Source organism: Candidatus Accumulibacter similis, assembly GCA_013347225.1.
Lineage (GTDB): Bacteria > Pseudomonadota > Gammaproteobacteria > Burkholderiales > Rhodocyclaceae > Accumulibacter > Accumulibacter similis.
Genome location: CP054595.1, coordinates 2,341,206 through 2,361,788, shown reverse-complemented (window position 1 = coordinate 2,361,788; position 20,583 = coordinate 2,341,206). Strand labels below are relative to the sequence as shown.

18 protein-coding genes and 1 pseudogene are annotated in these 20,583 nt (G+C 66.1%); 11 read left to right on the top strand and 8 right to left on the bottom strand.

What is annotated here, in order from left to right; translation table 11 throughout:
- Positions 1–53 precede the first annotated feature (53 nt).
- The 3 genes from HT579_10820 to HT579_10810 all read right to left on the bottom strand — a co-directional run bounded on the left by HT579_10820 (position 54) and on the right by HT579_10810 (position 3,762).
- Positions 54–2,666: a cytochrome c gene (locus tag HT579_10820; GenBank protein QKS29356.1), complete on the bottom strand. Its 2,613-nt coding sequence runs from the start codon at positions 2,664–2,666 to the stop codon at positions 54–56.
- A 399-nt stretch (positions 2,667–3,065) separates the two neighbouring features.
- On the bottom strand, positions 3,066–3,494 hold the full coding sequence (locus HT579_10815) for a hypothetical protein (GenBank protein QKS29355.1): 429 nt from the start codon (positions 3,492–3,494) through the stop codon (positions 3,066–3,068).
- Positions 3,495–3,690: 196 nt separating this feature from the next.
- Positions 3,691–3,762: a hypothetical protein gene (locus HT579_10810; GenBank protein QKS31605.1), complete on the bottom strand. Its 72-nt coding sequence runs from the start codon at positions 3,760–3,762 to the stop codon at positions 3,691–3,693.
- Positions 3,763–3,800: 38 nt separating this feature from the next.
- Here HT579_10810 and HT579_10805 point away from each other — a divergent pair.
- Positions 3,801–4,397 (top strand): annotated as a pseudogene (locus HT579_10805) (transposase).
- Positions 4,398–4,402: 5 nt separating this feature from the next.
- Here HT579_10805 and HT579_10800 read toward each other — a convergent pair.
- Positions 4,403–4,837 (bottom strand): hypothetical protein, encoded by a 435-nt coding sequence (locus tag HT579_10800; protein ID QKS29354.1) that lies wholly within the window; start codon positions 4,835–4,837, stop codon positions 4,403–4,405.
- A gap of 364 nt (positions 4,838–5,201) precedes the next feature.
- On the opposite strand from HT579_10800, the gene HT579_10795 reads away from it, so the two are divergent.
- The 8 genes from HT579_10795 to HT579_10760 all read left to right on the top strand — a co-directional run bounded on the left by HT579_10795 (position 5,202) and on the right by HT579_10760 (position 12,537).
- Complete coding sequence (locus HT579_10795) at positions 5,202–6,647, top strand: permease (protein ID QKS29353.1); 1,446 nt, start codon at positions 5,202–5,204, stop codon at positions 6,645–6,647.
- Positions 6,641–6,874 (top strand): TM0996/MTH895 family glutaredoxin-like protein, encoded by a 234-nt coding sequence (locus tag HT579_10790; GenBank protein ID QKS29352.1) that lies wholly within the window; start codon positions 6,641–6,643, stop codon positions 6,872–6,874. Before HT579_10795 ends, HT579_10790 begins: the two co-directional genes overlap by 7 nt.
- Before the next feature lie 82 nt (positions 6,875–6,956).
- Entirely contained in the window at positions 6,957–7,856 is a 900-nt protein-coding gene (glyQ, locus tag HT579_10785; protein QKS29351.1) for a glycine--tRNA ligase subunit alpha, read from the top strand.
- A gap of 1 nt (position 7,857) precedes the next feature.
- Entirely contained in the window at positions 7,858–9,930 is a 2,073-nt protein-coding gene (locus HT579_10780) for a glycine--tRNA ligase subunit beta (GenBank protein ID QKS29350.1), read from the top strand.
- Positions 9,927–10,463, top strand: a complete 537-nt coding sequence (gene gmhB / locus HT579_10775; GenBank protein QKS29349.1) for a D-glycero-beta-D-manno-heptose 1,7-bisphosphate 7-phosphatase — start codon at positions 9,927–9,929, stop codon at positions 10,461–10,463. The genes HT579_10780 and gmhB overlap by 4 nt, the downstream gene beginning before the upstream one ends.
- Positions 10,463–11,206 (top strand): 1-acyl-sn-glycerol-3-phosphate acyltransferase, encoded by a 744-nt coding sequence (locus HT579_10770; protein QKS29348.1) that lies wholly within the window; start codon positions 10,463–10,465, stop codon positions 11,204–11,206. Before gmhB ends, HT579_10770 begins: the two co-directional genes overlap by 1 nt.
- Positions 11,190–11,954: a M48 family metallopeptidase gene (locus HT579_10765; protein ID QKS29347.1), complete on the top strand. Its 765-nt coding sequence runs from the start codon at positions 11,190–11,192 to the stop codon at positions 11,952–11,954. Before HT579_10770 ends, HT579_10765 begins: the two co-directional genes overlap by 17 nt.
- 100 nt (positions 11,955–12,054) lie before the next feature.
- A complete protein-coding gene (locus HT579_10760) occupies positions 12,055–12,537 on the top strand; it encodes a phosphate-starvation-inducible PsiE family protein (protein QKS29346.1) in 483 nt (160 codons plus the stop codon).
- Positions 12,538–13,267: 730 nt separating this feature from the next.
- Here HT579_10760 and HT579_10755 read toward each other — a convergent pair.
- From HT579_10755 to HT579_10740, 4 genes are all read right to left on the bottom strand, one after another.
- Complete coding sequence (locus HT579_10755) at positions 13,268–16,243, bottom strand: response regulator (protein ID QKS29345.1); 2,976 nt, start codon at positions 16,241–16,243, stop codon at positions 13,268–13,270.
- Positions 16,244–16,333: 90 nt separating this feature from the next.
- Complete coding sequence (locus HT579_10750; protein QKS29344.1) at positions 16,334–16,996, bottom strand: response regulator transcription factor; 663 nt, start codon at positions 16,994–16,996, stop codon at positions 16,334–16,336.
- On the bottom strand, positions 16,993–17,505 hold the full coding sequence (locus HT579_10745) for a HAMP domain-containing histidine kinase (protein QKS29343.1): 513 nt from the start codon (positions 17,503–17,505) through the stop codon (positions 16,993–16,995). The genes HT579_10750 and HT579_10745 overlap by 4 nt, the downstream gene beginning before the upstream one ends.
- Complete coding sequence (locus tag HT579_10740) at positions 17,506–18,900, bottom strand: PAS domain S-box protein (GenBank protein QKS29342.1); 1,395 nt, start codon at positions 18,898–18,900, stop codon at positions 17,506–17,508.
- 662 nt (positions 18,901–19,562) lie between these two features.
- Between HT579_10740 and gloA the strand changes: the two genes are divergently transcribed.
- Together gloA and HT579_10730 are read left to right on the top strand one after the other, a co-directional pair.
- Positions 19,563–19,949 carry a lactoylglutathione lyase gene (gene gloA / locus HT579_10735; GenBank protein QKS29341.1) on the top strand — a complete coding sequence of 129 codons (387 nt, stop codon included), beginning with the start codon at positions 19,563–19,565 and terminating at the stop codon, positions 19,947–19,949.
- A gap of 4 nt (positions 19,950–19,953) precedes the next feature.
- Positions 19,954–20,556 (top strand): hypothetical protein, encoded by a 603-nt coding sequence (locus HT579_10730; protein ID QKS29340.1) that lies wholly within the window; start codon positions 19,954–19,956, stop codon positions 20,554–20,556.
- The last annotated feature ends 27 nt before the right edge of the window (positions 20,557–20,583 follow it).

The following is a 20,583-nucleotide window of genomic DNA, read 5'->3' as shown; positions in this document are numbered from 1 at the left end:
CGAGGCTGGCGGCGGCGATGTGCTGAGTGTTCATCTGCTGACCCTCCCGTTGGCTAGAGCGTCGCCAGGAAGGCGGTGAGCGCCATCTTGTCGGCCGGCGAGAGATCCTCGCCAAAGCGATGCCCCTCGTTCTCGATTTCCTGCGTGCAGGTCTGGTAGTTGGCGCTGATGAAATCACGCTGCTCGCGCAGGATATCGACGAAGCGCGCCGGGTTCTTGACGATGTCGTCAGCCATTGCCTGCAGAGTCGGCACGAGTTGCTTCTTGCCGGCTGCCTCGAGCTTGGCCGGGTCGCGCTTGGCGAGGAAGAGGTCGCCGACCAGTTGCTTGTGCGTCAACCCGTTGAGGAAACCAGCGCTGGTGCCCGCCGGGATCTGCACCTGGCCAAAACCGAGCAGTGGCTTCTCGATCGTGCCGTCGAGCGGCCGCACGCCGACGTCGATCAGCAGGTCGGCGTTGGTCAGCGTCCGCTTGCGGCCGCGCTCCTGCGGATTCAGGAGGTCGTGCATCGAGCGCCGATAGAGCGTGAAGCGGCCCTCGACGCTCGGGTCGTAGCGCAGGCAGTCGGGCTGCTCCGGCAGCAGCTTGCCGCCCGCATCGACGTAGCGGGCACGATGAAAATCGTTCGCCTTGTTCGCCGGCTTGCCGCAGATTTCGGGACCGATGGCGTTGTTGTGCATGAACGGCGCACTCGCCCAGACATTGACCAGCGAGATGTTGCGATAGAAGCCGCGGCCGCCGTCCTTCAGTTCGTCGCGCTCGGGAATGTCGGCGACGAGCGGCTGCCGGCGCAGCGTCTCGGAGCCATACTCCATGTACAGGTGGCCGGCCTTGTGGTTCGAATGCAGTGCCCGGCAACGGAAGGTACCGACCTCGGTCACCGCCGTCGGCCGGTCGTTGCCCAGGAAGTCGGCACGTACCTTGCGTGGATGCTCTTCGTTGGCGGCGGCGAAGTCGCGATTGCGGAACGGGCCGCCGACACTTTCCGGGATGCTGGAGTGGCAGCGGGCGCAGTTGTCGGCGAAGACGAGCTGGCCACGGCTGACGGCCCCCTTGCCGAATTCCTTCTCGAGATCGGCAATGAAATCCGTCCGCGTATAGGTGGCTGCCGGGTTGGCCGCCTTGCGCGCCCGCGCGCGCGCGGCCTCGAGGTCGGTCTGGTCGGATTCGGCGGAAGCGAAGAAGTCGAGCAGATTCTGCAGGCGATCCTCGATCGCCCTGAACTCGGGGCAATCGCGCCGGCACTGGCCGATGTTGAACGGTGTCTGGGCAAAGCCGCGCTGCGCCGGGTCGACCTGGCGCATGTCGGCGAAGTGGTTGACCCAGCACTGCTCGGAACACGAGCCGATGTTGAAGTAGACGCGCTGGATCGCTTCCAGGGCGCCGATCGAGTCCTCGCCGCCCTTCAGGATGTGGTGTACGCCCGGCAGCACGACTTTCCGGCCGCCGAGATTGACCGGCGTCGTGTCGTCGTCACGCGTGCTCTTCAGCCAGCACTTGCCGCTGCGACCCGGCTCGCACCAGCACTTGTCGTCGTCCTTCTCGGCGCCGCAGGAGGCGGTCTTGCGCCACTTGCTGACCACCTCGCCCTGGAACACCGGCCGCTGGGCGACATTGACGAGGGCGTTGATCGTCCCCGGATTGTTGATCTGGTCGTGCGAAATCGCCGAGGTATCGGTCACCCCCGGGCGGGCGTGCGCGAACATCTGGTATTCGAGGCTGCTGATCGGCATCCCCGAACCGAGGAGTTCGGACATGCGCGTGTACTGGTTGCCGACCAGCCCCTTGATGTTCTCCCATTTCGGTTTCGCCGGATCGGCCGGTGGGTTGAGCGGATCGAAGGCGATGTGGCACGAGCCACACGAGGTGCCGATCAGGAACGGGGGTTCGATCGACGCATCTGCCAGCCTGCTTACCCGCTGGTCCGATTCGATGCCGGTCTTCACCGCCAGCGGTCGCGAATAGCCGCTCCAGTCCGCCATGCTGCCGTTGAGCTGCTGCCAGCGGGCGGCGTCGAAGCGTGGATTGGGAAACTTGCGAATTCCAAGGGCACCGGTCGAGGTGCCAAATTTGAGGTCGCAGGCCGAGTGTCGCTGGTCGAGCTTGCCGCCCTGGCTGTGTGGATCGTCGGCGTCGAGCGCGGCGTCCTTGAGGCCGCAGGCGGGGTCGACGTAGCCGCTCCTGCCGACGTACTTGAGCAGCACGTCGTCCCCCGGGCACCAGTCGAAGCCGTAGGTCTCGTCGAGCGACTTCGCCGGACAATCGGCTTCGCCCGGCCGGCAGCAGGCGGGGTCGTTGATGATTCCCCAGGCCCAGAAGCGATCGTCGCGCTGGTCCGCGCGCAGCACGCGGAACCAGTCGACGAGGACACCGATTCGCTGCTGGAAGGTGTACGTGTGGAAGCGGTCGTTGCCCGCCGTTGCCTTGAACCAGATCAGCCGCCCGACGCATTCCGACTCGCTGAGCCCCTCACGGGCGCAGGCCTCGCGGTACGGTGCATCCTGATCCACGACCGATGCCTCCGGCGACGCAGGCGTCGCCGCGGCAACCAGCGCGGCCGGCGCATTCTGTGCCTGCGCAACCCCCACGGTTCGCTGCTGCGAAAGGCCGAAGCCGGCGCCGACGATGACGATGGCCGCAATCGCGGCGATCAGAACACGTTTCATGCTGTCCCTCCTGATAGGCATGCTGTTGGGCAGGCGACTGGTTCAGCGTTGTTGTTGTCGCCACGACTCCGTTCGGGTCATTTGCCCATTGACGTTCGTACCGGCGTCGCTGCTGGAGGTTCCATAGAGTTGTCAAATGACCATGGAGGTCATCGGCAAACCGGATAAGCGAGGTGCTGGGCACACGGACGCCGAATGCCGAGCCGCCACGACAGCCGGGCACAGGCCGACAGCACGATGAGCGTTGGCGCGACGGTGAAAAGGAAAACACCGCGGGAAGAGCGGGGCTGGTGCGCGAAACGCGGAGTAAGTCGCCTCAATGCCCTGGTGCTTACGCACGACTCGGCCAGAACTGGCCGCCGCGGCCGTCGACACGGCCACTGCCGCCTGTCCGTCCAGTCAGTGGGTCTGCTGTGCAGCCGCACCCTCCGCTGACGGCGCCGCGCCTTGTGCGGCCTGGGCCTGCGCCGCAGCAGCGCTGCGCAACAACTGGTTCAACTGATTGGCCAGGTTGGCGACGGTGTCGATGCTCAATGCCATGCGGCATGCGAGTGTGCCGCCGATGGCTTCCGGTACGGTCACACCAGGCTGCCCAAGCCGAGCCAGATTCGCGATCGTTTGCGGTTCGAGAAAGCCAAAGTCGATGAATACGACACCGGTCCCGGCTTGAACGGTCGTGAAATTGGAAAATACCGGTTGTTGGGAGTGCTCGACCGGCTGCAGGCGCACCGCCACCGTAACCGCCTGCGGGACGGCTGGGGCCGGCTTGGCGACATCGGCATCAGGCAGGGCCTGAGCATCGGTCGGGGATTCCTTGTTGCTCTTCATGGGGATTTCTCTCGTCTCTTAAGGGGTTGGGAAAGCACGCATCTACCGGCGACGCTGTCGCTCGGTGAGAGGGGCTGCGCAGCGCACCTTCCGCAGCGACACGGCGGAGGCGGCTGCCGGCAAAGCGAATTTGACACCATCTTGTCCCAGGCGATCCGTGCGTTACTCCCTCCCCGCCGCCGCACCTTCCTGTCGCTTACCGCCCTGCGGGCTTCATCCTGCGCATCGACGACCCAAGACCGGCGACGGCAAGCCCGAGCAGAGCCAGAGAACCCGGCTCCGGAACACCTCTGAAATCGCGGCATCTCGGTCACATCCGGGACGATCTTCGCCTTCCACAAGCTGCCCCTGCGGCTGTACCTCGCGGCGGCGATCCTGTTCACCAACGCCGTCAAGGGCATTTCTGCCCTGCAGGTGGGCCGCGACCTGCGGGTATCGCACAAGACCGCCTACGTTCTGCTGCACAAGATTCGCGAGAGCCTGCTGGTGGGCCGGGACGAATGCGCCCTGTCGGGTGCGGTTCATGTGGACGGGGCGTACGTGGGCGGGAAGGTCCGGCCGGAGAACAGGAAGGAAGACCGGGTAGACCGCCGCCTGGCCGAGAATCAAGACGCGGACAAGCGCTGCATCCTGGTGATGCGTCAGGTGCACGGCGAGGCGGAAGTGGCGGCCGGCAACGCCGGCGCCAGGAAGACGCTGACCTTCAGCCAGATCCACAAGATGGCGCCGAAGTATCTCGACAACTACGCCAACGAGATGGCCTACCGGGAAGACGCCCGGCGCTGGAGCAACGGCGACATCTTCCGCGATAGCTTCGGCAAGTGCGCCCGGGCCCTGGTGAGCCGGGACTGGTGCGGGTACTGGCAGGGCAACCACCGCCAGGGGGAAAGCCTGGCGGTGTGAAGCGGTCAGGCGACGGCCCAGGTGGCACCGTGCCCGTCACCGCCGGCAAGGATCAGGGTTCCGGTACGCTCCGGGCGACGCACCACGTCAATGGCGTTCTTCCGCATCTGCTCGATCGTGACGGTGGTCGCTTCCAGTCCCCGGCGGGCCGTCAGCGCTTCGCCGATCTGGCGGCTGCTCAGCGCCGCGCCTTCGGCCTCGCGGAAGATGTCGAGAACCATGCGCTGGCATTCGCCCGGCCGGAAGAAGCGGTTCCGCACCCTATGGCCCTTGGCCCGGATCGTCCCCAGGTCGATTTCCGGGGAAAACAGCTTGAGGGTCGCGTCGAGGTGGGCCAGATCGTCCGCCAGGCGTCCCATCTCCTTCCGGTGATGCTCGATCAGCCCCGCCAGCTCCGCGCGCTTGGTGATCAGGGCCGCAACGACGTGGCTCTCAGCCATGAGAAATGCTCCCGTTCAGTGAAAACGAAAGCATTCTCGTCGAGCAGGCGGCCGGGTGCCGGGGGTGGTTGCTCCATAATGCCGTGAAATCGTCGAGGAAGAGTTCCGCATCGTAGTAGTAGTCGCCGCCGCCGCTCACCACGCCAGAACCAATCGTCTAGTGACCGGTTGCTGGCAGGGTGTACAGGAAGTTGCCGCACCCTGAGGTGGCCGACGCTCCCGCGCCAAGCGCCCCTGGGAAGCAGCCGCCGCCTGTCGTGCATCCGCCCCGGCCTGCGTCCTTTGCCGGGTTGCCGCGTCTACACGGGAAGGAAAACTGGCGCACAATGCTGTCTGCGTCGCGCTGCCAGGAGGGATACCGGCAATGGAATTCGTGTTCAACGCACTGCAGGGTGGCGTGGCCAGTCTGGCCGCCTATCTCGCGGCGCACGTCCTTCTCTGTCTGGTGCCGGCTTTCTTCATCGCCGGCGCGCTTTCGGCTCTGGTGCCGCAGCAGTCGATCATCCGCTTTCTTGGCCCGGCGGCGCCGAAAGGTGTGTCCTACGCGGCCGCTGCCGGCGCCGGCAGCCTGCTCGCGGTGTGTTCCTGCACCATCCAGCCGCTGTTCGCCGGCATCTACCGCAAGGGCGCTGGACTCGGGCCGGCGATCACCTTCCTCTTCTTCGCTCCGGCGGCCAACGTCCTCGCGCTCTCGTATACCGGGGTCGCTCTCGGCGCCGAGTTTGCCATCGCGCGCATCGTCCTCGCGCTGGCTTTCGGTGTCGGCATCGGCATGATCATGGCGGTGCTCTTCCGCGACAGCTCCCCCACCCCCGCCGCACCGGATGCGGTCTTCGCCGGCGGCGATGGCATCCCGCGGCACGTTCTGCACTTCCTCGGCACGCTGCTGGCGCTGCTGCTGGCGGGAACGCTGCAGCTGGACTCCCTCGCCACCGTCGTCTGGCAAGGGGAGTGGCGTTGGTCGCTCGCGCCGCTGATGCAGGCGACGCTCGATCGCTGGGTGCCGATCAACGAGGCGATCGGAGCCGAAGGGTTGAGCCTGCAGGGAACCGTGCTGATCGGGCTGCTCGCGCTCATCGGCGGCAGCGCCTGGCGCGGGCTGGGACAGGCGGACCGTGGCTGCAACCAGCTCACCTGGGTGACGCTGGCGCTGGTCGGCCTGACCCTGGTCTTCGCCGCCAGCGGCGTCCGCGTCACCGGCAGCGGACTGACGCTCAGCCTCAACGCTCGCAGCCTCGTCGTCTGCCTGCTCTGCCTGCTGCTGCTGCCGCAGGCCCGCCGCTTCGAAGCCTGGGAGATGCAGCAATGGCTGTGGGAAAGCTGGCGCTTCGTGAAGCAGATTTTCCCCCTGCTGGTCGTCGGCGTCTTCCTGGTCGGCGTCATTCGTGTCTTCATCCAGCCACAATGGATTCAGGCGGTTGCCGGCAGCAACACCGTCCTCGCCAACCTCGCCGGCGTCACTTTCGGCGTCTTCATGTACTTCCCGACGCTCGTCGAGGTGCCGATCGCCAGAATGTTCCTGTCGCTGGGAATGCACCCCGGACCGCTTATCGCCTACCTGATGTCCGACCCCGAACTGTCGCTGCAGAGCATCCTCATCACCTCGGCGATCATCGGCCGTCTGCGCGCGTGGACCTACGTCGGGCTCGTCGCCGTCTTCTCGACGCTTGCCGGGCTGAGTTTCGGTGCCTGGACCGATGGCACGCCCCTCGGGCTGCTGGCCCTCCTCCTCCTTTCCTTCATCGCCGCCTTGGTCACCATCCTTCGCCGGATCGACCGGCGGCAACACCCTGGAGTACCCCCATGCTGATCAAGATCCTCGGTAGCGGCTGCGCCAAGTGCGAGCGCCTCGAACAACTCGCTCGCGAAGTAGTCGCCGAGCGCGGGCTGACGGCGACTTTCGAGCACGTCCGGGAGATGGACCGGATCATGGCCTATCCGGTCATGACGACGCCGGCGCTGGTCGTCGACGAAGTCGTCAAGGTTTCCGGCCGGCTGCCGAGCAAGGCGGAACTTGCCGGCTGGCTGCAGGGCTGAACGCCCGGCGGAAAATCGTCGTCAGCAGGGCAGGACGAAAGGAAGTAAAATCCCGCCTTCTCGTCCTGCCCGCCAATCTCTCATGCCTACCTTCCAGGAAGTCATTCTGCGTCTCCAGGGTTTCTGGGACAAGCAGGGCTGTGCACTGCTGCAGCCCTACGATATCGAAGTCGGTGCCGGTACCTTCCACACTGCGACCTTCCTCCGCGCCGTCGGGCCCGAGCCGTGGAACGCAGCCTACGTGCAGCCGTCGCGGCGACCGAAGGACGGGCGCTACGGCGAAAACCCGAACCGCCTGCAGCACTACTACCAGTACCAGGTGGTGCTGAAGCCCTCCCCCACCAACATCCAGGATCTCTACCTCGAATCGCTGCGCGCACTCGGCATCGACACCGCGCAGCACGACATCCGCTTCGTCGAGGATGACTGGGAAAGCCCGACGCTGGGCGCCTGGGGACTCGGCTGGGAGGTCTGGCTCGACGGCATGGAAGTCACCCAGTTCACCTATTTCCAGGAGGTCGGCTCGCTGCCCTGCCGGCCCGTGCTTGGCGAGATCACCTACGGCATCGAGCGGCTGGCCATGTATCTGCAGGGCGTCGAGAACGTCTTCGACCTGGTCTGGGCCGAGGGCCCGGGCTACCGCGTGACCTACGGCGACGTCTACCACCAGAACGAGGTCGAGCAATCGAAGTACAACTTCGAGCAGGCGAACGTCGAGCTGCTGTTCCGCCACTTCGGCGAGCACGAATCCGAGGCGCGCCGTCTGATCGCCGCCGGCCTCGCGCTGCCTGGCTACGAGATGGTCATGAAGTGCTCGCACACCTTCAACCTGCTCGATGCCCGCGGCGCCATCTCGGTCACCGAACGGGCCGCCTACATCGGCCGCGTGCGCGCACTGGCGCGCGAAGTCGCGCAGGCCTACCACGACTCGCGGCAGGCGCTCGGCTTCCCGATGTGCCACAGCAGCGGCGGAGCGCAATGAGATGAACGACACGATCCTGATCGAGCTGCGCACCGAAGAGCTGCCGCCGAAATCGCTCAAGCTGCTGTCGGACGCCTTTGCCGAGGCGGTCTTCGCCGCCCTCAGGGCGCAGGACTTCGCGACTGCCGACAGTGTCTGCACACCCTACGCGACGCCCCGCAGGCTGGCGCTGACGATCACCGAGGTCGCCAAACGCCAGCCCGACCGCGTACTGGAGAAGAAGGGGCCGGCCGTGGCCGGCGCCGTCGACGCCGCCGGCAAGCCGACCCGGGCACTCGAGGGCTTCATGCGCGCCGCCGGCGTCAGCTTTGCGCAACTGCACCGGACCACCGACGCCAGGGGCGAGTACTTCGTCGCCCGGCGCGAGCAGAAGGGCGAAGATCTGTCGGTACACCTCGCCGCGATCGTCGCCCAGGCCGTCAGGAAACTGCCGATCCCGAAAGTGATGCGCTGGGGCGATTCCGATCACCAGTTCGTGCGACCGGTGCACAGCCTTGTTCTCCTGCATGGCAGCCACGTCGTCGCGGGCGAGGTTCTCGGACTGGGCAGTGGCCGGACAACGATGGGGCACCGCTTCCTGTCCGCCGGCGAGATCAGCATCGAGCGGGCGGATGACTACCCGGCGCGGCTCGCCGCCGGCAAGGTCATCGCCTCCTTCGACGAGCGCCGCGCGCTGATCGCGACGCAGCTCGAAGCGGCAGCGGCCAGGCTCGGCGCCCGCATCAACCCGGCGGCGGCGCTGCTCGACGAAGTGACGGCATTGGTCGAATGGCCCGCCGTCTATGTCGGCGAGTTCGAGGCCGAGTTCCTCGAGGTACCGCAGGAGTGCCTGGTCCTGACCATGCAGCAGAACCAGAAGTACTTCCCGCTGCTCGACCCGGCAGGCAGGTTGCTGAACCGCTTCCTGATCGTCGCCAACATGCAGGTCGACGACCCGAGCCACATCATACGCGGCAATGAGCGCGTCGTTCGGCCGCGACTGGCGGACGCACGCTTCTTCTTCAACCAGGACCGCAAGGCGGGTTTCGCCAACCGCGTCATGCGACTGGGCGCCGTCGTCTATCACAACCGCCTCGGCTCGCTCGGTGATCGCGCGCAGCGTGTCGGCCGCGTCGCGCGGGCGATCGCCGAGAAGCTTGGCGCCGACGGCAATCTCGCCGAGCGCGCGGGAATGTTCGCCAAGATCGACCTGCTCACCGACATGGTCGGCGAGTTCCCCGAACTGCAGGGAATCATGGGCCGCTACTACCTGCTGCACGAAGGCGGCCTGCCCGTGGTGGCCGACGCCATCGAGCAGCACTACCGGCCACGCTTTGCGGGCGACTCGCTGCCGCATGGCAACATCGCCTGCGCCGCCGCACTCGCCGACAAGCTCGACGCGCTCGTCGGCTTCTTCGGCATCGGCGTGGTGCCGACCGGCGACAAGGATCCCTTCGGCCTGCGGCGCGCCGCCCTCGGGGTCCTGCGCATCCTCATGGAAACGCCACTGCCGCTCGACCTCGGTGCGCTGATCGCCGACGCCCGCGACGCGCTGCTGAGCCAGGGAATCGAGCTCGCGGCGGTCGATGAAAGCCTGCTGGCATTCATGCTCGACCGGCTGCGCGGCATGCTGCGCGATGCGGGTCATGCCGTCGACATCGTCGAGGCAGTACTGGCACAACGGCCGTCGCGGATCGACCTGGTTCCCGCCCGACTGGCCGCGGTGCGCGAGTTCCAGGCGCTCCCCGAAGCGCTGGCGCTGGCCGCCGCCAACAAACGTATCGGCAACATCCTCAAGAAAGCGGACGAGGATCTGCCTGAACCGGACATCGCTCTGCTCGAGGAGCAGGCGGAGAAAGCCCTCTTCGAGCGAGTCGTCCTGCTGACCCCGCTGGTCCGCTCGCACGTCGCCAACGAGGACTACGCCGACGCGCTGAAGGTACTCGCCGCGGTGCGCAGCGAGGTCGACCGCTTCTTCGACGAAGTGATGGTCAACGTCGATGAGCCGCTGCTGCGCGGCAACCGTCTCGGCCTCCTGAAAGCGCTCTACGAGCAGCTCAACGCCGTCGCCGACATCTCGAAGCTGGCCGTATGAAGCTGGTCATCCTCGATCGCGACGGCGTCATCAACCACGACTCGAAGCAGTTCATCAAGTCGCCGGCTGAGTGGCGCCCGATCCCCGGCAGCCTCGAGGCGATCGCCCGCCTCAACCAGGCCGGCTATCGGGTGGTGGTGGCGACCAACCAGTCGGGCATCGGCCGCGGCCTCTTCGACATGGATACGCTCAACGCCATCCACGACAAGATGCACCGGGCGGTGCTGGCAGCCGGCGGACGCATCGACGCGATCTTCTACTGCCCACACGCGATCGACGCCGGGTGCCACTGCCGCAAACCGGCGACCGGCATGTTCGAGCGCATCGCCGGCTGCTTCAACATCGACCTGCCCGGGACACCGGCGGTTGGCGATTCGCTGCGCGACCTGCAGGCAGCCGTCGCCGTTGGCGCGCTGCCGCTGCTGGTGCTGACCGGCAAGGGAGCGCAGACGCAGATCGACGGCGGTCTGCCGGACGGCACCCTGGTCTTCGCCGATCTGGCGGCTGCCACCGACCACATCCTGCTCCTCTGATGGCCACCGTGCGCACGGCGCTCTTCATGGTGCTGGTCGGTCTGTGGACGATCCCCTTCGGGATCCTCGTCACGCTGGCGATCGCCCTGCCGATGGCCAGCCGCTACCGCGTCATCGAGATCTGGCGCAAGGGGTTCATGGCGCTCTGCCGCCGCCTCCTCGGGCTGCGTTACCGCGTCCTCGGGCGCGAGAACCTGCCCGCGACGCCGGCGGTGGTGATGGCCAAGCACCAATCGGCCTGGGAGACGGTGGGACTGCAGGATATCCTGCCTCCCTTGGTGTTCGTCCTCAAGAAGGAGTTGCTGCGGATCCCGTTCTTCGGCTGGGGACTGGCGGCGATGAAGATGATCTCGATCGATCGCGCGGCGGCCAAGGACGCGCTGAAGCAGGTCTTCGAGCAGGGCAAGGAGCGACTCGCTGCCGGCTACTGGGTGGTGATCTTCCCCGAAGGCACCCGCGTCGAACCCGGCGAGACCGCGCGCTACAAGCCCGGCGGCGCCCATCTCGCGCTGCGCGGCGGCAGCCTGGTCGTCCCGGTGGCGCACGATGCGGGCGAGTTCTGGCGCAAGAGCGTCTTCGCGGTCTCCCCCGGCACCATCACCGTCAGCATCGGGCCGCCGATCGATCCCGCCGGCAAGTCGGCGGCGCGCATCAACGCCCTCGCCGCAGCCTGGATCGAGGCCGAGATGCGGCGCATTTCGCCACACCGTTATCCGGCTGCCGCCGATGCCGTGGCTGCCTGAGAAGGCAAGCGCCGGTGGCCGGCTGCCGGCTGCCAGCGAGACCCAGCGGACGATCGAACTCGGCGAGCGGACGGTCGCCTATGTCCTGCGCCGCAGCCGGCGGCGCACGATCGGCCTGTCGATCGATCATCGCGGCCTGCGCGTCGGCGCCCCGCCACGCGCCCCAGTGCATGAAGTCGAGTCCATCCTCCTGCGGCACGGCGAATGGATCGGCCGCAAGCTCGACGAGTGGCACGCGCGGCGACCGGCACGACCGCAGGCCATCAACGATGGCCTGCGGTTGCCCTTCCTCGGTCAGGCGCTGGACATCCGCCTGGCGATTGGCGGCAATCGCTGCCTGTGGAGCCTGCACGCGGGCGGAGCGACGCTGACCCTCTGCCTGCGCACACCTGCAGACGCGCAGCGGGTCCTCGAGCGGGCACTGCGCGCAAGGGCGCGCGAACTCTTCGCCGAACGGCTGGCGCATTACGCACCGTTGCTGGCAGTCGTGCCACCGCCACTGAGCCTGTCCGCCGCACGCACCCGCTGGGGCAGTTGCAGCACCCGCAGCGGCATCCGTCTGAACTGGCGACTGCTGCATTTTCCGTTGCCGGTGATCGACTATGTCGTCGTGCACGAGCTGGCACACCTGCGCGAGATGAACCACAGCCCGCGTTTCTGGGCGATCGTCTCTGGTGTCTGCCCCAACTGGCAAGCGTTGCGGGTCGAACTGCGGGTACTCGGCAAGACGCTTCCGGGCCTCGCGTAGGGCCGCTGCACGGACCGCGCCACCTTCGGCGATGGGTCATGACGATCGACGAGGCCGCGGCTCGCCGGCATGGACGTTCCTCGAATCATGGGAGGCAGCAATGAAGGATCTGCAAACGGAAACCGACACGCCATACCAAGCCTTTCCCGATGAGCCGCTGATACGCCGCCTCCGCGGCAGCATCCGCCATGCGGCACGCGTACTGGCGGTGCTGATGGTCCTGGTGATCTGGTGGGGTGTCGCCGACGTGGTCTATGTGCTCTACAGCCGGGTCATAGTGCACCCCTATTTTTTGCTCGAGATCAGCGATATTCTCGCCACCTTCGGCGCCTTCATGGCCGTACTGATCGCCATCGAAGTGTTCGTCAACATTGTGAGCTACCTGCAGGAAGACGGACTGCACCTCGACATCGTTCTGGCAACCGCCTACATGGCCGTTCTGCGCAAGATCGTCATCCTCGATTACAAGGAAATCAGTCCGGACTACGTCTACGCCACTGCCGCACTCGCCCTGGCATTGTCGGTGGGCTACTACCTGACCAGATCGCTGCACCGAACGCAGGCGAATCCGAATGGACCGTGACTGAAGCCGGTGAGCTTGTGCATGGAGTTCCTGCTGGTGAGGTTGGGATTGGCACTCACCAGGGACCTCGGCTTGGCGTCCTGCCATGTCCATCAACGGAGCTTGCCGCGCTGGCGTTGACGCGGTGCGACACTCACGTGCGCAGACGCCTGCGGCAACCCGAGCCGGCGACGTCGGGCCGCTCGTCTTCCAGTTCGCAATGGCCAACGCGTGGACGCTGGAGTCCCTGCCGCAAGCGCGCGATTCGCGAATCGCCCTGCGCTCGTGCGCGCCGGGCGAGTGGAGCAAGCTGCTGGGTCTGGATCGGGTTCCTGAAGTGCGCACCCTGTGCGAGGAGATCGGGCTCCTGCTTCAGGGCGCTCGGACCGGGAAAGGGAGCGCCGACCTGCGTTGGCGCCGAATGGCGCTGATCGGCTGCGCCGGTGCGGACCACCGCTTGCCGGGTCACCCGCTTCAATGCCCGTGCGTGTGGGCAGCATGTTCGACGGACTGATCCTCGTCGATCGGGAAGCTCAAGGCGCTGCGAAGCCTCTTGCCATGACGCAGCCAGCCGCGCCCATTTGCCATGATCCCGCCGGTGACGAAGCGGCCCTGGCTGTCTTCGGTGCCGAAACCGGCGTTGTGTGCTGGCAGGCCTGGCTGACCGTCGCAGGGCGTGTGCTGCCCCCCGCCACCGCGACCAAGCCGCCACTCGGCAACCGGTGTCGCCCGCGACCGGCGAGTGGGAATCTCAGGCGGGCAGGACGGTAGACGCCAAGCCCCGCGACAATTCGGCGAGCGCTTGCGCCAGCGCCCACAACTCGTCGTCAAGGTGACCGGAGGAAAGCTCGGACGGACTCCTGTCGCTCAGCTGAAGCTCGATCCGGCTGGCGGTCGACCGGATCGCGTCCGCGCCGAGCGTCGCCGCAGCTCCCTTGAGCGAATGTGCCAGGCGACGCGCCTCGACGAAACAACCGGCGCGGAGGTTCTCCCGGATCGCCACCGGATCGTGCACGTGATCCTGCACCAACCGTTCGAGCAGTTGCCGGTAGCGGGCACGCTTGCCCCGCAGGCAGGTCAAGCCCGCGGCGATGTCGAGGCCCGCCATCACCGGGAAATCGGCCTCCTCCTCCGGAAGGGTCGGCGGAGGCGCCCCGGCGCGGTCGGGCGTCCTGGATGGCTGGGGCACGCCGACCGGCAGCGGCAACCATTGGCGCAGGGCCGTATACAGGCGTTCCGGGACGACCGGCTTGCCCAAGTGACCGTTCATGCCTGCCTTGAGGCAGCGCTGGCGATCCGACTCGAAGGCATTGGCCGTCATGGCGAGGATCGGCGTCTTCTGGTAACCCGCCAAGCGTCGTATCGCCCGCGTCGCTTCAAGCCCGCCCATCACCGGCATCTGCATGTCCATCAGGATCAGGTCGTAGTGCCGTTCGAGAGCCATGCTCAGCGCCACCCGGCCGTCCTCCGCCACGTCCGCCTGCAACCCCGCAGCCGTCAGCACATCGAGCATCACCTCCTGATTGAGGGTATTGTCCTCGACCAGCAGGAGCTTGCATCGGGCATAGAGCGACAGGTCGCTCGCCGAACCCTTCCCGGTGCCGGCTGTAGCGCCATCCGTGGTGTCCGCGGGCAAGCCGGCGAGCAATCCCCGCAGCACCTCGACCAGATAATCTGCGTCGGCGGGCAGCGGCACGATGGCATCGAAGAAACCTGACTTCTCCTCGGGTTGATCCGCAGGCAAGTTGCCAACGCCAAACGCCCAGACCCGGTGGGGCCGCACCGTCTGGCCGCCAGATCCCAAGAGCGGCGTGGCGGTTGCTGCTTCCAGCAGCTCATCGAGGAAGGCCCCGTACCCGACGCAGACAATGAAATCGTAGGGCCGGCCGGCCCTGGCCGCTACGTCGATGCGCGTCAGCAATTGATGCACCGCATCCGCTTGCTGGACATGGATGCCTTGCCGAGCCAGGATGTGGCGGATCTGCTCGAGATCCCCGGTCTCGGCACTGATCAACATCGCGCGCCGGCCATTGAGCTTCGCCCGGCTGGCCAGGAATGGCTGAGGGACGGCCTCTGGCAGCGTCGTTTCGAACCAGAACGTGCTGCCGCGTCCGGGTTCGGTCTCTGCGCCGACTGCTCCGGCCATCAGGCCGGCAAGCTGGCGACAAATCGCCAAGCCCAGTCCACAGCCGCCATGCTTGCGTGTCGTCGAACCGTCCTCCTGTACGAAGGGCCGAAAGATGCGGTCTGCCTTGGCTGGATCGAAGCCGCAGCCGGTATCGCGCACGGCGAAGCGGATGCGGTGCCCGGCCACATCTTCCCCCACCCGGTGCACGGTCAGGGCGACCTCGCCCCGGTCGGTGAACTTCACGGCATTGCCAGCAAAGTTGACCAGAATTTGCCCGAGCCGCAAAGGATCACCCAGCACGCGCTCCGGAACCCCGGGGCCGATCTCCACCAGCCACGCAATCCCCTTGTCGCGCAAGCGTTCTTCAACCTGGCTCGAAACCGTATCAAGGACGCTCGCCAGCATGAACGGCGTCCTCTCGATTTCGATCTTGCCTGCCTCGATCTTGGCGAGGTCGAGGATGCTGCTGATGAGGGCCAGCAAGTGCTGCGAAGACGACACGATCCGCTGCAGCCGCCTGCGCTGGCCAGGCTCACGAATGTCCTTGAGCATCAGCAGCGACGACGCGACGACCGCGTTCAATGGCGTGCGAATCTCATGGCTCATGTTGGAGAGAAATTCGGTCTTGGCCTGCGCGGCCTTCTCGGCCGTCGCCAGGGCATCGGCCAGTTGCCTTGCCATCGCGATGCTGTCGCTGACATCACGATTCGACGCGCGGCGGCCCTGGAATTGGCCATCGTCGTCGAACACCGGTTGGCAGACATGCTCCAGCCAGCGCCAGTTGCCCCCGGGGTCCCGGATGCGGAATGTCATCTCATGCCAACCGGCGTCGGCAGACCCGCCGCAGAGATGCTTGCCCACCACCGCTGCATCGTCCGGGTGGGTGATCGACAGCAGCAGGCCCGGGTTGTCGAAAAACGCCTTGGCGTCATGACCGGTGATGCGCAGGCACGAGGGTGAACAGTAGCGCATCTCGCCGTCGGGAGCGGTCCAGGTTTCCCAATCGCAGGTATAGTCCGCGATGAGCCTGTTCCGCAGTTCCAACTCGCCGACCAGGGTCTCGTGATGCTCCGCCATCTCGCTGAAATGCGCGTACATGTCGATCAGCGCATGGCTCAGGGCCAGCCGGGCCGGGTCCATCGCGCAGCTTCCGATGCTTTCGAAGGCGGCGTGCGGCGCCATGCCATCGCCGATGCCGTGCAACTGCCGAGCCAGATCCTGGTCCTCGCCGAGGATGTGGAACACGACCCAGTGGGTGATGAATCCCAGCAGCTTGCGCCCGCTGGCACCACCGCGGCTCAGGCAGGCGGCCGCCATTTCCTCGACTTCGGCGGCGAAGCGCCGGTGTGCCTCGTGGTGCTTGGCGATGTGCCGCGGGTCGACGCCCTGGCTGCTCATCAGTTCTTCTTCGCTGGCGAAATGCCGGTCGGCATAATCACGCAACTGGTCGAACAGCTCGGCGATTCCGTCCGGCACCTGGTCGCCAGCCGTGGCCAGCAATGGGGCCAACTCGTTGACGCGCTCGACCAGCCAGCGATGCTGGCTGTCCACCGATTCGATACCGGTTTCGAAGTGCGAATTCCAACCCAGAAGGGACATGGCTCCGTCAAGGTGCGCGCGTGCCCAGTGGGCACATCTCATGCAGCGATACTAGGCTCCCATGCGTTTCAGGGCTAGGGGTGCCATCCCTTAGGTGGAGACCCTTAACGAAGCAAGCAGTTCGATGAGCCTTGCCGTCGGCAGCCCGCCCTGTTCACAACAACGCTGCCAGTCCTGGACCGAAGCGGCCTCTAGCTTGAGCAGCAGTCGCGAACGATGGGCCTCGATGGTTCTCAGGCTCAAGCCCAGGATCTTGGCAATGGCCCAGTTGCGAATCCCCTGCAGCGCAAAGCCCAGAATCTCACGCTCACGCCCGGTCAGGCGTTGCAGGACGCAGAGCACTTGTTCTTGAAGTTGCCAAGCCTGGAAACGAGCAGTCTCCTCCTGCCAACAGGCGGCAAGCCTGCGCAGCAGCAACCTGCCATCGGCCGGCTTGAGCAGGAAGTCGACCGCGCCGGCCCGCAACGCGACCAGCGCATCCGGCAATTCGCCATGGCCCGTCAGGAAGAGGATCGGGATCGTGCCGCCTGCCTCGACGAGGCGACGCTGCAAGGCCAGGCCATCCAGCCCCGGCATGCGAAGATCGAGAATCACGCAGCCGGCAAGCGCCGCAATGCTTTCCGCGACGGCATCAAGAAAAAACTCTGCACTCGCAAACCCTTGCGTTGGATAACCGGCCGATTCCAGCAGCGACACCAGCGCGTTGCGGACATCTGCGTCGTCATCGACGACGTACACCAGCAGGCTCCTCATGCACGCGGTCCACCGGCAATCTCTTCGATGGCCGGCAGCGTGAGGCGGAAGCGCGCTCCGCCGCCCGGCGGAACCTCGTAGGCCAGCGCGCCGCCGAGCGACCGGGCCAGGGAGTGGCTGATCGCCAGCCCCATGCCGAGACCGCCCGGCTTGCTGCTGACAAAAGGCTGGAACAGGCGCGGAACCAGTTCTGCCGGCACCCCGGGACCATTGTCGTCGACCTGGAGGCAGACGCTGCGTGCCACCTCGAACACCTCGATGACGATCCTGCACAACCTGCCTGGAGTGTGAACCGATTGGCAGGCCTCCACCGCATTGCGCAACAGGTTGAGCACGATCTTCTCGATCTGCAGGGCATTGCCCGCAACCTGGGGCAAATCGCCGGGCAAACGCACCTCGATCTCGCCGGCGAACGGCCGACCGGCCTGACATTGCACGACGACTTCTTGCAGGAGCGCAGCCAGATCGAAGGCTTCCGGCGTGCGCTCGGCCTGGCGGAGGAAGCCCATCTATTCATGCACGACACGGCCCGCGCGCTGCGCGCCTTGGGCGATGCCCTCGAGTGCACTTGCCACCGGTACCACCGGAACCGGATCGCAGCCGTGCAACTGTTGGCGAGCGGCCTCGGCCAACGTGGTGATGGCGTTCAGCGGCTGGTTCAATTCATGTGCGATGCCGGCGACGGTCTGATGTGCCACCTGGAGAGCCAGCGTCCGCTCCATCTCTTCCCGATGCTGCCGCACCAACGCTTCGGCCTGCTTGCGCGGCGTCGCGTCGCGCATCATGACATGGACGGCGCGGCGCCCCTGGTATTCGATGGCCGCCGAAACGCCGTCGACGGGCAATGGCGTGCCATCGCAGCGATTGATCTCGACCTCAGCAATGGGGCTCACCCCTCCCGGCTTCAGGGCACGCCCGATCCGCCCTCGCAGCATTGGGTGCGACCGCGGGCTGGTCAGAGACCAGACATCCCGGCCGAGCAATTCCTGTTCGGAGGACGCCAGAAACAGTCGGACGCTGGCCGGATTGGCCATGACGACACGCTGGTCGAAAAAGATCAGGATGGCATCGGGCGCCGACTCGACGACCGTGCGGTAACGCGCTTCGCTTTCCTGCAATGCCAGTTCGGCCTGCTTGCGGGCGGTGATATCCAGTAGCGTACCGGCGATCCGGATCGGCTGTCCCTGCGCATCGGTGCTGAAGACCCGCCCGCGGTCATGCAGCCACACCCAGCTGCCATCCCTGTGACGCAGACGGTACTCGATGTCGACATGTCGCAGGTCGCCTGTGACAATGCGATCGTAGTGCGACTGTATGCGCGGCAGGTCTTCCAGGTTGACGCGATCCATCCAGGCCGCCACCGACATCGCGAGTTCCCCGGGGGCATACCCCAGCAGAGCCAGGTACCGGTCATTGACCTCGGCGCGGCCGCTCGGCAGGTGCGCATCGTAGGTGCCCAGGCTGGCACCGACCAGCGCGAGTTCAAGCTCTTCATGAGCTTCAGACAGTTGTGCCTCGATACGCCTGCGGTCGGTGATGTCCTCGAAACAGGCAAACGCACCGACAAGCTTGCTCTTGACCCGCAACGGACTGGCATGAACCCGGAGCCAGCGCCGTTCTCGTCTGGCCCGGCTCGTTACGCCCATGATGACATCCCTGACCGGCGCCCCGGTTTCCAGGCAGATCATCACCGGGTGCTGTTTGCCGGGAAATGGACCGCCGTCTGCGCTCACTGCCCGCCATTCCGCGTCCATGGCGGTCTCGCCGGTGATCTCGGCAAGGCTCAGCCCGAGAATTTCCGGCGCCGTTTCGTTCGCAGCAACGACGCGGCCAGCATGATCATAGACGACAACCCCCTCCAGCAGGGAATCGAACAAGGCCGTGAGCAGGGCTTGATCCAGCAAGTACGCAGTATCGGGCGAGCTTTTCACGAGGATGGACGGGTCGGCGGATGAACCCGAATTATGACGGCTTGTCGGGACCCTGCACTACCGTAGCGACACGTAAACCCGCGGCAAACCAGCAACGCCCGCTGGCAACGGCGTACCATCGCCGCTGAGGAACCCGCGTTGCGCGCAAGCGGGTGAGTCAGCAGGGCGGCCGCCGGTGCCTTGACAAATCAATGACCCGCAACCCAGACAAAACAGGAGGCTGCAACGAAGCGCAACGACGTGACCGGAATGGTCGTCGGCACCGGGATCCAGAAGGGCATCAAGTGGCGCAACCTAACCAGCAAGCTCGGATTGTCCAGGGAATCGCTGACGGCCAGCTGCCTCGGCGAGATGAGCTTCGACAAGAACCACGCGACCACCATCGGCCGGATCTTCAGCCTGCCTTCCGCAGCAGTGGCTCTGCTGCAGGCGGTGCCCTGCAATGCGAGCCCAACGCGGCCGGCGACCGGGTTAATATCGTGGTGTCCGGCAAGTTCCTGTCCTGCAAGACGTACTGATCAGTCGTTCCCCTTGCCACCCTTCGATTTGCTATCCTCCCATGCGTGCCACGCGCCGCATCAATCGGCAGTTGCGGCGTGCCCTGGCACTCAAGTCCAATCCGGTGAGGAACTGCCATGAGAATCCTGCATACCATGCTGCGCGTCGGCGATCTCGATCGCTCGATCGCCTTTTACACCGAGATCCTTGGCATGCGCGAGTTGCGCCGCCAGGACTATCCGGGCGGGCGCTTCACCCTCGCCTTTGTCGGCTACGGCCCCGAGTCGGAGGGAGCCGTCCTCGAACTGACGCACAACTGGGATACCGCTGCGTACGAGATCGGCAACGGCTTCGGCCATGTGGCGATCGAGGTCAACGACGCCTACGCAGCCTGCGAGCAGATCCGGGCGCGCGGCGGCAAGGTCGTTCGCGAGGCCGGGCCGATGAAGCATGGCACGACGGTGATCGCCTTCGTCGAGGATCCGGACGGCTACCGCATCGAGCTGATCCAGAGAAGGGGTTGAGGCCGTGACATTCCCGGCCTTCTTCGCACAGGTGCCATCGATCACACTGCGCGACCGCCTCGCCGACTTCCTCGGTGCCGCTGCCGGCGGGCTGATCGAGTACCGCTATGCCGACGCCGTCCGCCTCGCCGGTCACTCGTGCCCGACCGTCGCCGGCAGCTACCTGTTGAGCCACCGTGCGCTGCGCGCCCTCTACGGCGACGAGCCACCGCTGCGCGGCGAGATCGCCGTTGACTTCCGCGAGGCCGCGGAGGCCGGTGTCAGCGGCGTCATGGCGGCGGTCGTCGGCCTGCTCACCGGCGCAGCCGGAGCCGGCGGCTTCAAGGGTCTGGCCGGACGATTCGTCCGCCGCGACCTGCTGCGTTTCGCGCAGGAGCTGCCCGGCGGGATCCGCTTCCGGCGCCTTGACAGCGGGCAGAGCGTCACGGCAACGCTGCAGCTCGCGCAGGTCCCCGCCGATCCCCGTCTGCCATCGTTGCTGCAGCGGCTGCTCGCCGGTGACGACGACCCGGCGACCAGCGAGCTGTTCGCCAACCTGTGGCAGGATCGGGTGCGCCGCATCCTGCTCGATCATTTCGACGATCCGCGACTGCTGGTTCTGGCGTAAGCGGCGAGTTTCCTTCAGAATCACGCT

What these genes read in the sequence shown, in the direction of transcription:
- HT579_10820 (QKS29356.1), bottom strand. Translation starts at nt 2,666, where the DNA reads ATGAAACGTGTTCTGATCGCCGCGATTGCGGCCATCGTCATCGTCGGC.
- HT579_10815 (QKS29355.1), bottom strand. Translation starts at nt 3,494, where the DNA reads ATGAAGAGCAACAAGGAATCCCCGACCGATGCTCAGGCCCTGCCTGAT.
- HT579_10800 (QKS29354.1), bottom strand. Translation starts at nt 4,837, where the DNA reads ATGGCTGAGAGCCACGTCGTTGCGGCCCTGATCACCAAGCGCGCGGAG.
- HT579_10795 (QKS29353.1), top strand. Translation starts at nt 5,202, where the DNA reads ATGGAATTCGTGTTCAACGCACTGCAGGGTGGCGTGGCCAGTCTGGCC.
- HT579_10790 (QKS29352.1), top strand. Translation starts at nt 6,641, where the DNA reads ATGCTGATCAAGATCCTCGGTAGCGGCTGCGCCAAGTGCGAGCGCCTC.
- glyQ (QKS29351.1), top strand. Translation starts at nt 6,957, where the DNA reads ATGCCTACCTTCCAGGAAGTCATTCTGCGTCTCCAGGGTTTCTGGGAC.
- HT579_10780 (QKS29350.1), top strand. Translation starts at nt 7,858, where the DNA reads ATGAACGACACGATCCTGATCGAGCTGCGCACCGAAGAGCTGCCGCCG.
- gmhB (QKS29349.1), top strand. Translation starts at nt 9,927, where the DNA reads ATGAAGCTGGTCATCCTCGATCGCGACGGCGTCATCAACCACGACTCG.
- HT579_10770 (QKS29348.1), top strand. Translation starts at nt 10,463, where the DNA reads ATGGCCACCGTGCGCACGGCGCTCTTCATGGTGCTGGTCGGTCTGTGG.
- HT579_10765 (QKS29347.1), top strand. Translation starts at nt 11,190, where the DNA reads ATGCCGTGGCTGCCTGAGAAGGCAAGCGCCGGTGGCCGGCTGCCGGCT.
- HT579_10760 (QKS29346.1), top strand. Translation starts at nt 12,055, where the DNA reads ATGAAGGATCTGCAAACGGAAACCGACACGCCATACCAAGCCTTTCCC.
- HT579_10755 (QKS29345.1), bottom strand. Translation starts at nt 16,243, where the DNA reads ATGTCCCTTCTGGGTTGGAATTCGCACTTCGAAACCGGTATCGAATCG.
- HT579_10750 (QKS29344.1), bottom strand. Translation starts at nt 16,996, where the DNA reads ATGAGGAGCCTGCTGGTGTACGTCGTCGATGACGACGCAGATGTCCGC.
- HT579_10745 (QKS29343.1), bottom strand. Translation starts at nt 17,505, where the DNA reads ATGGGCTTCCTCCGCCAGGCCGAGCGCACGCCGGAAGCCTTCGATCTG.
- gloA (QKS29341.1), top strand. Translation starts at nt 19,563, where the DNA reads ATGAGAATCCTGCATACCATGCTGCGCGTCGGCGATCTCGATCGCTCG.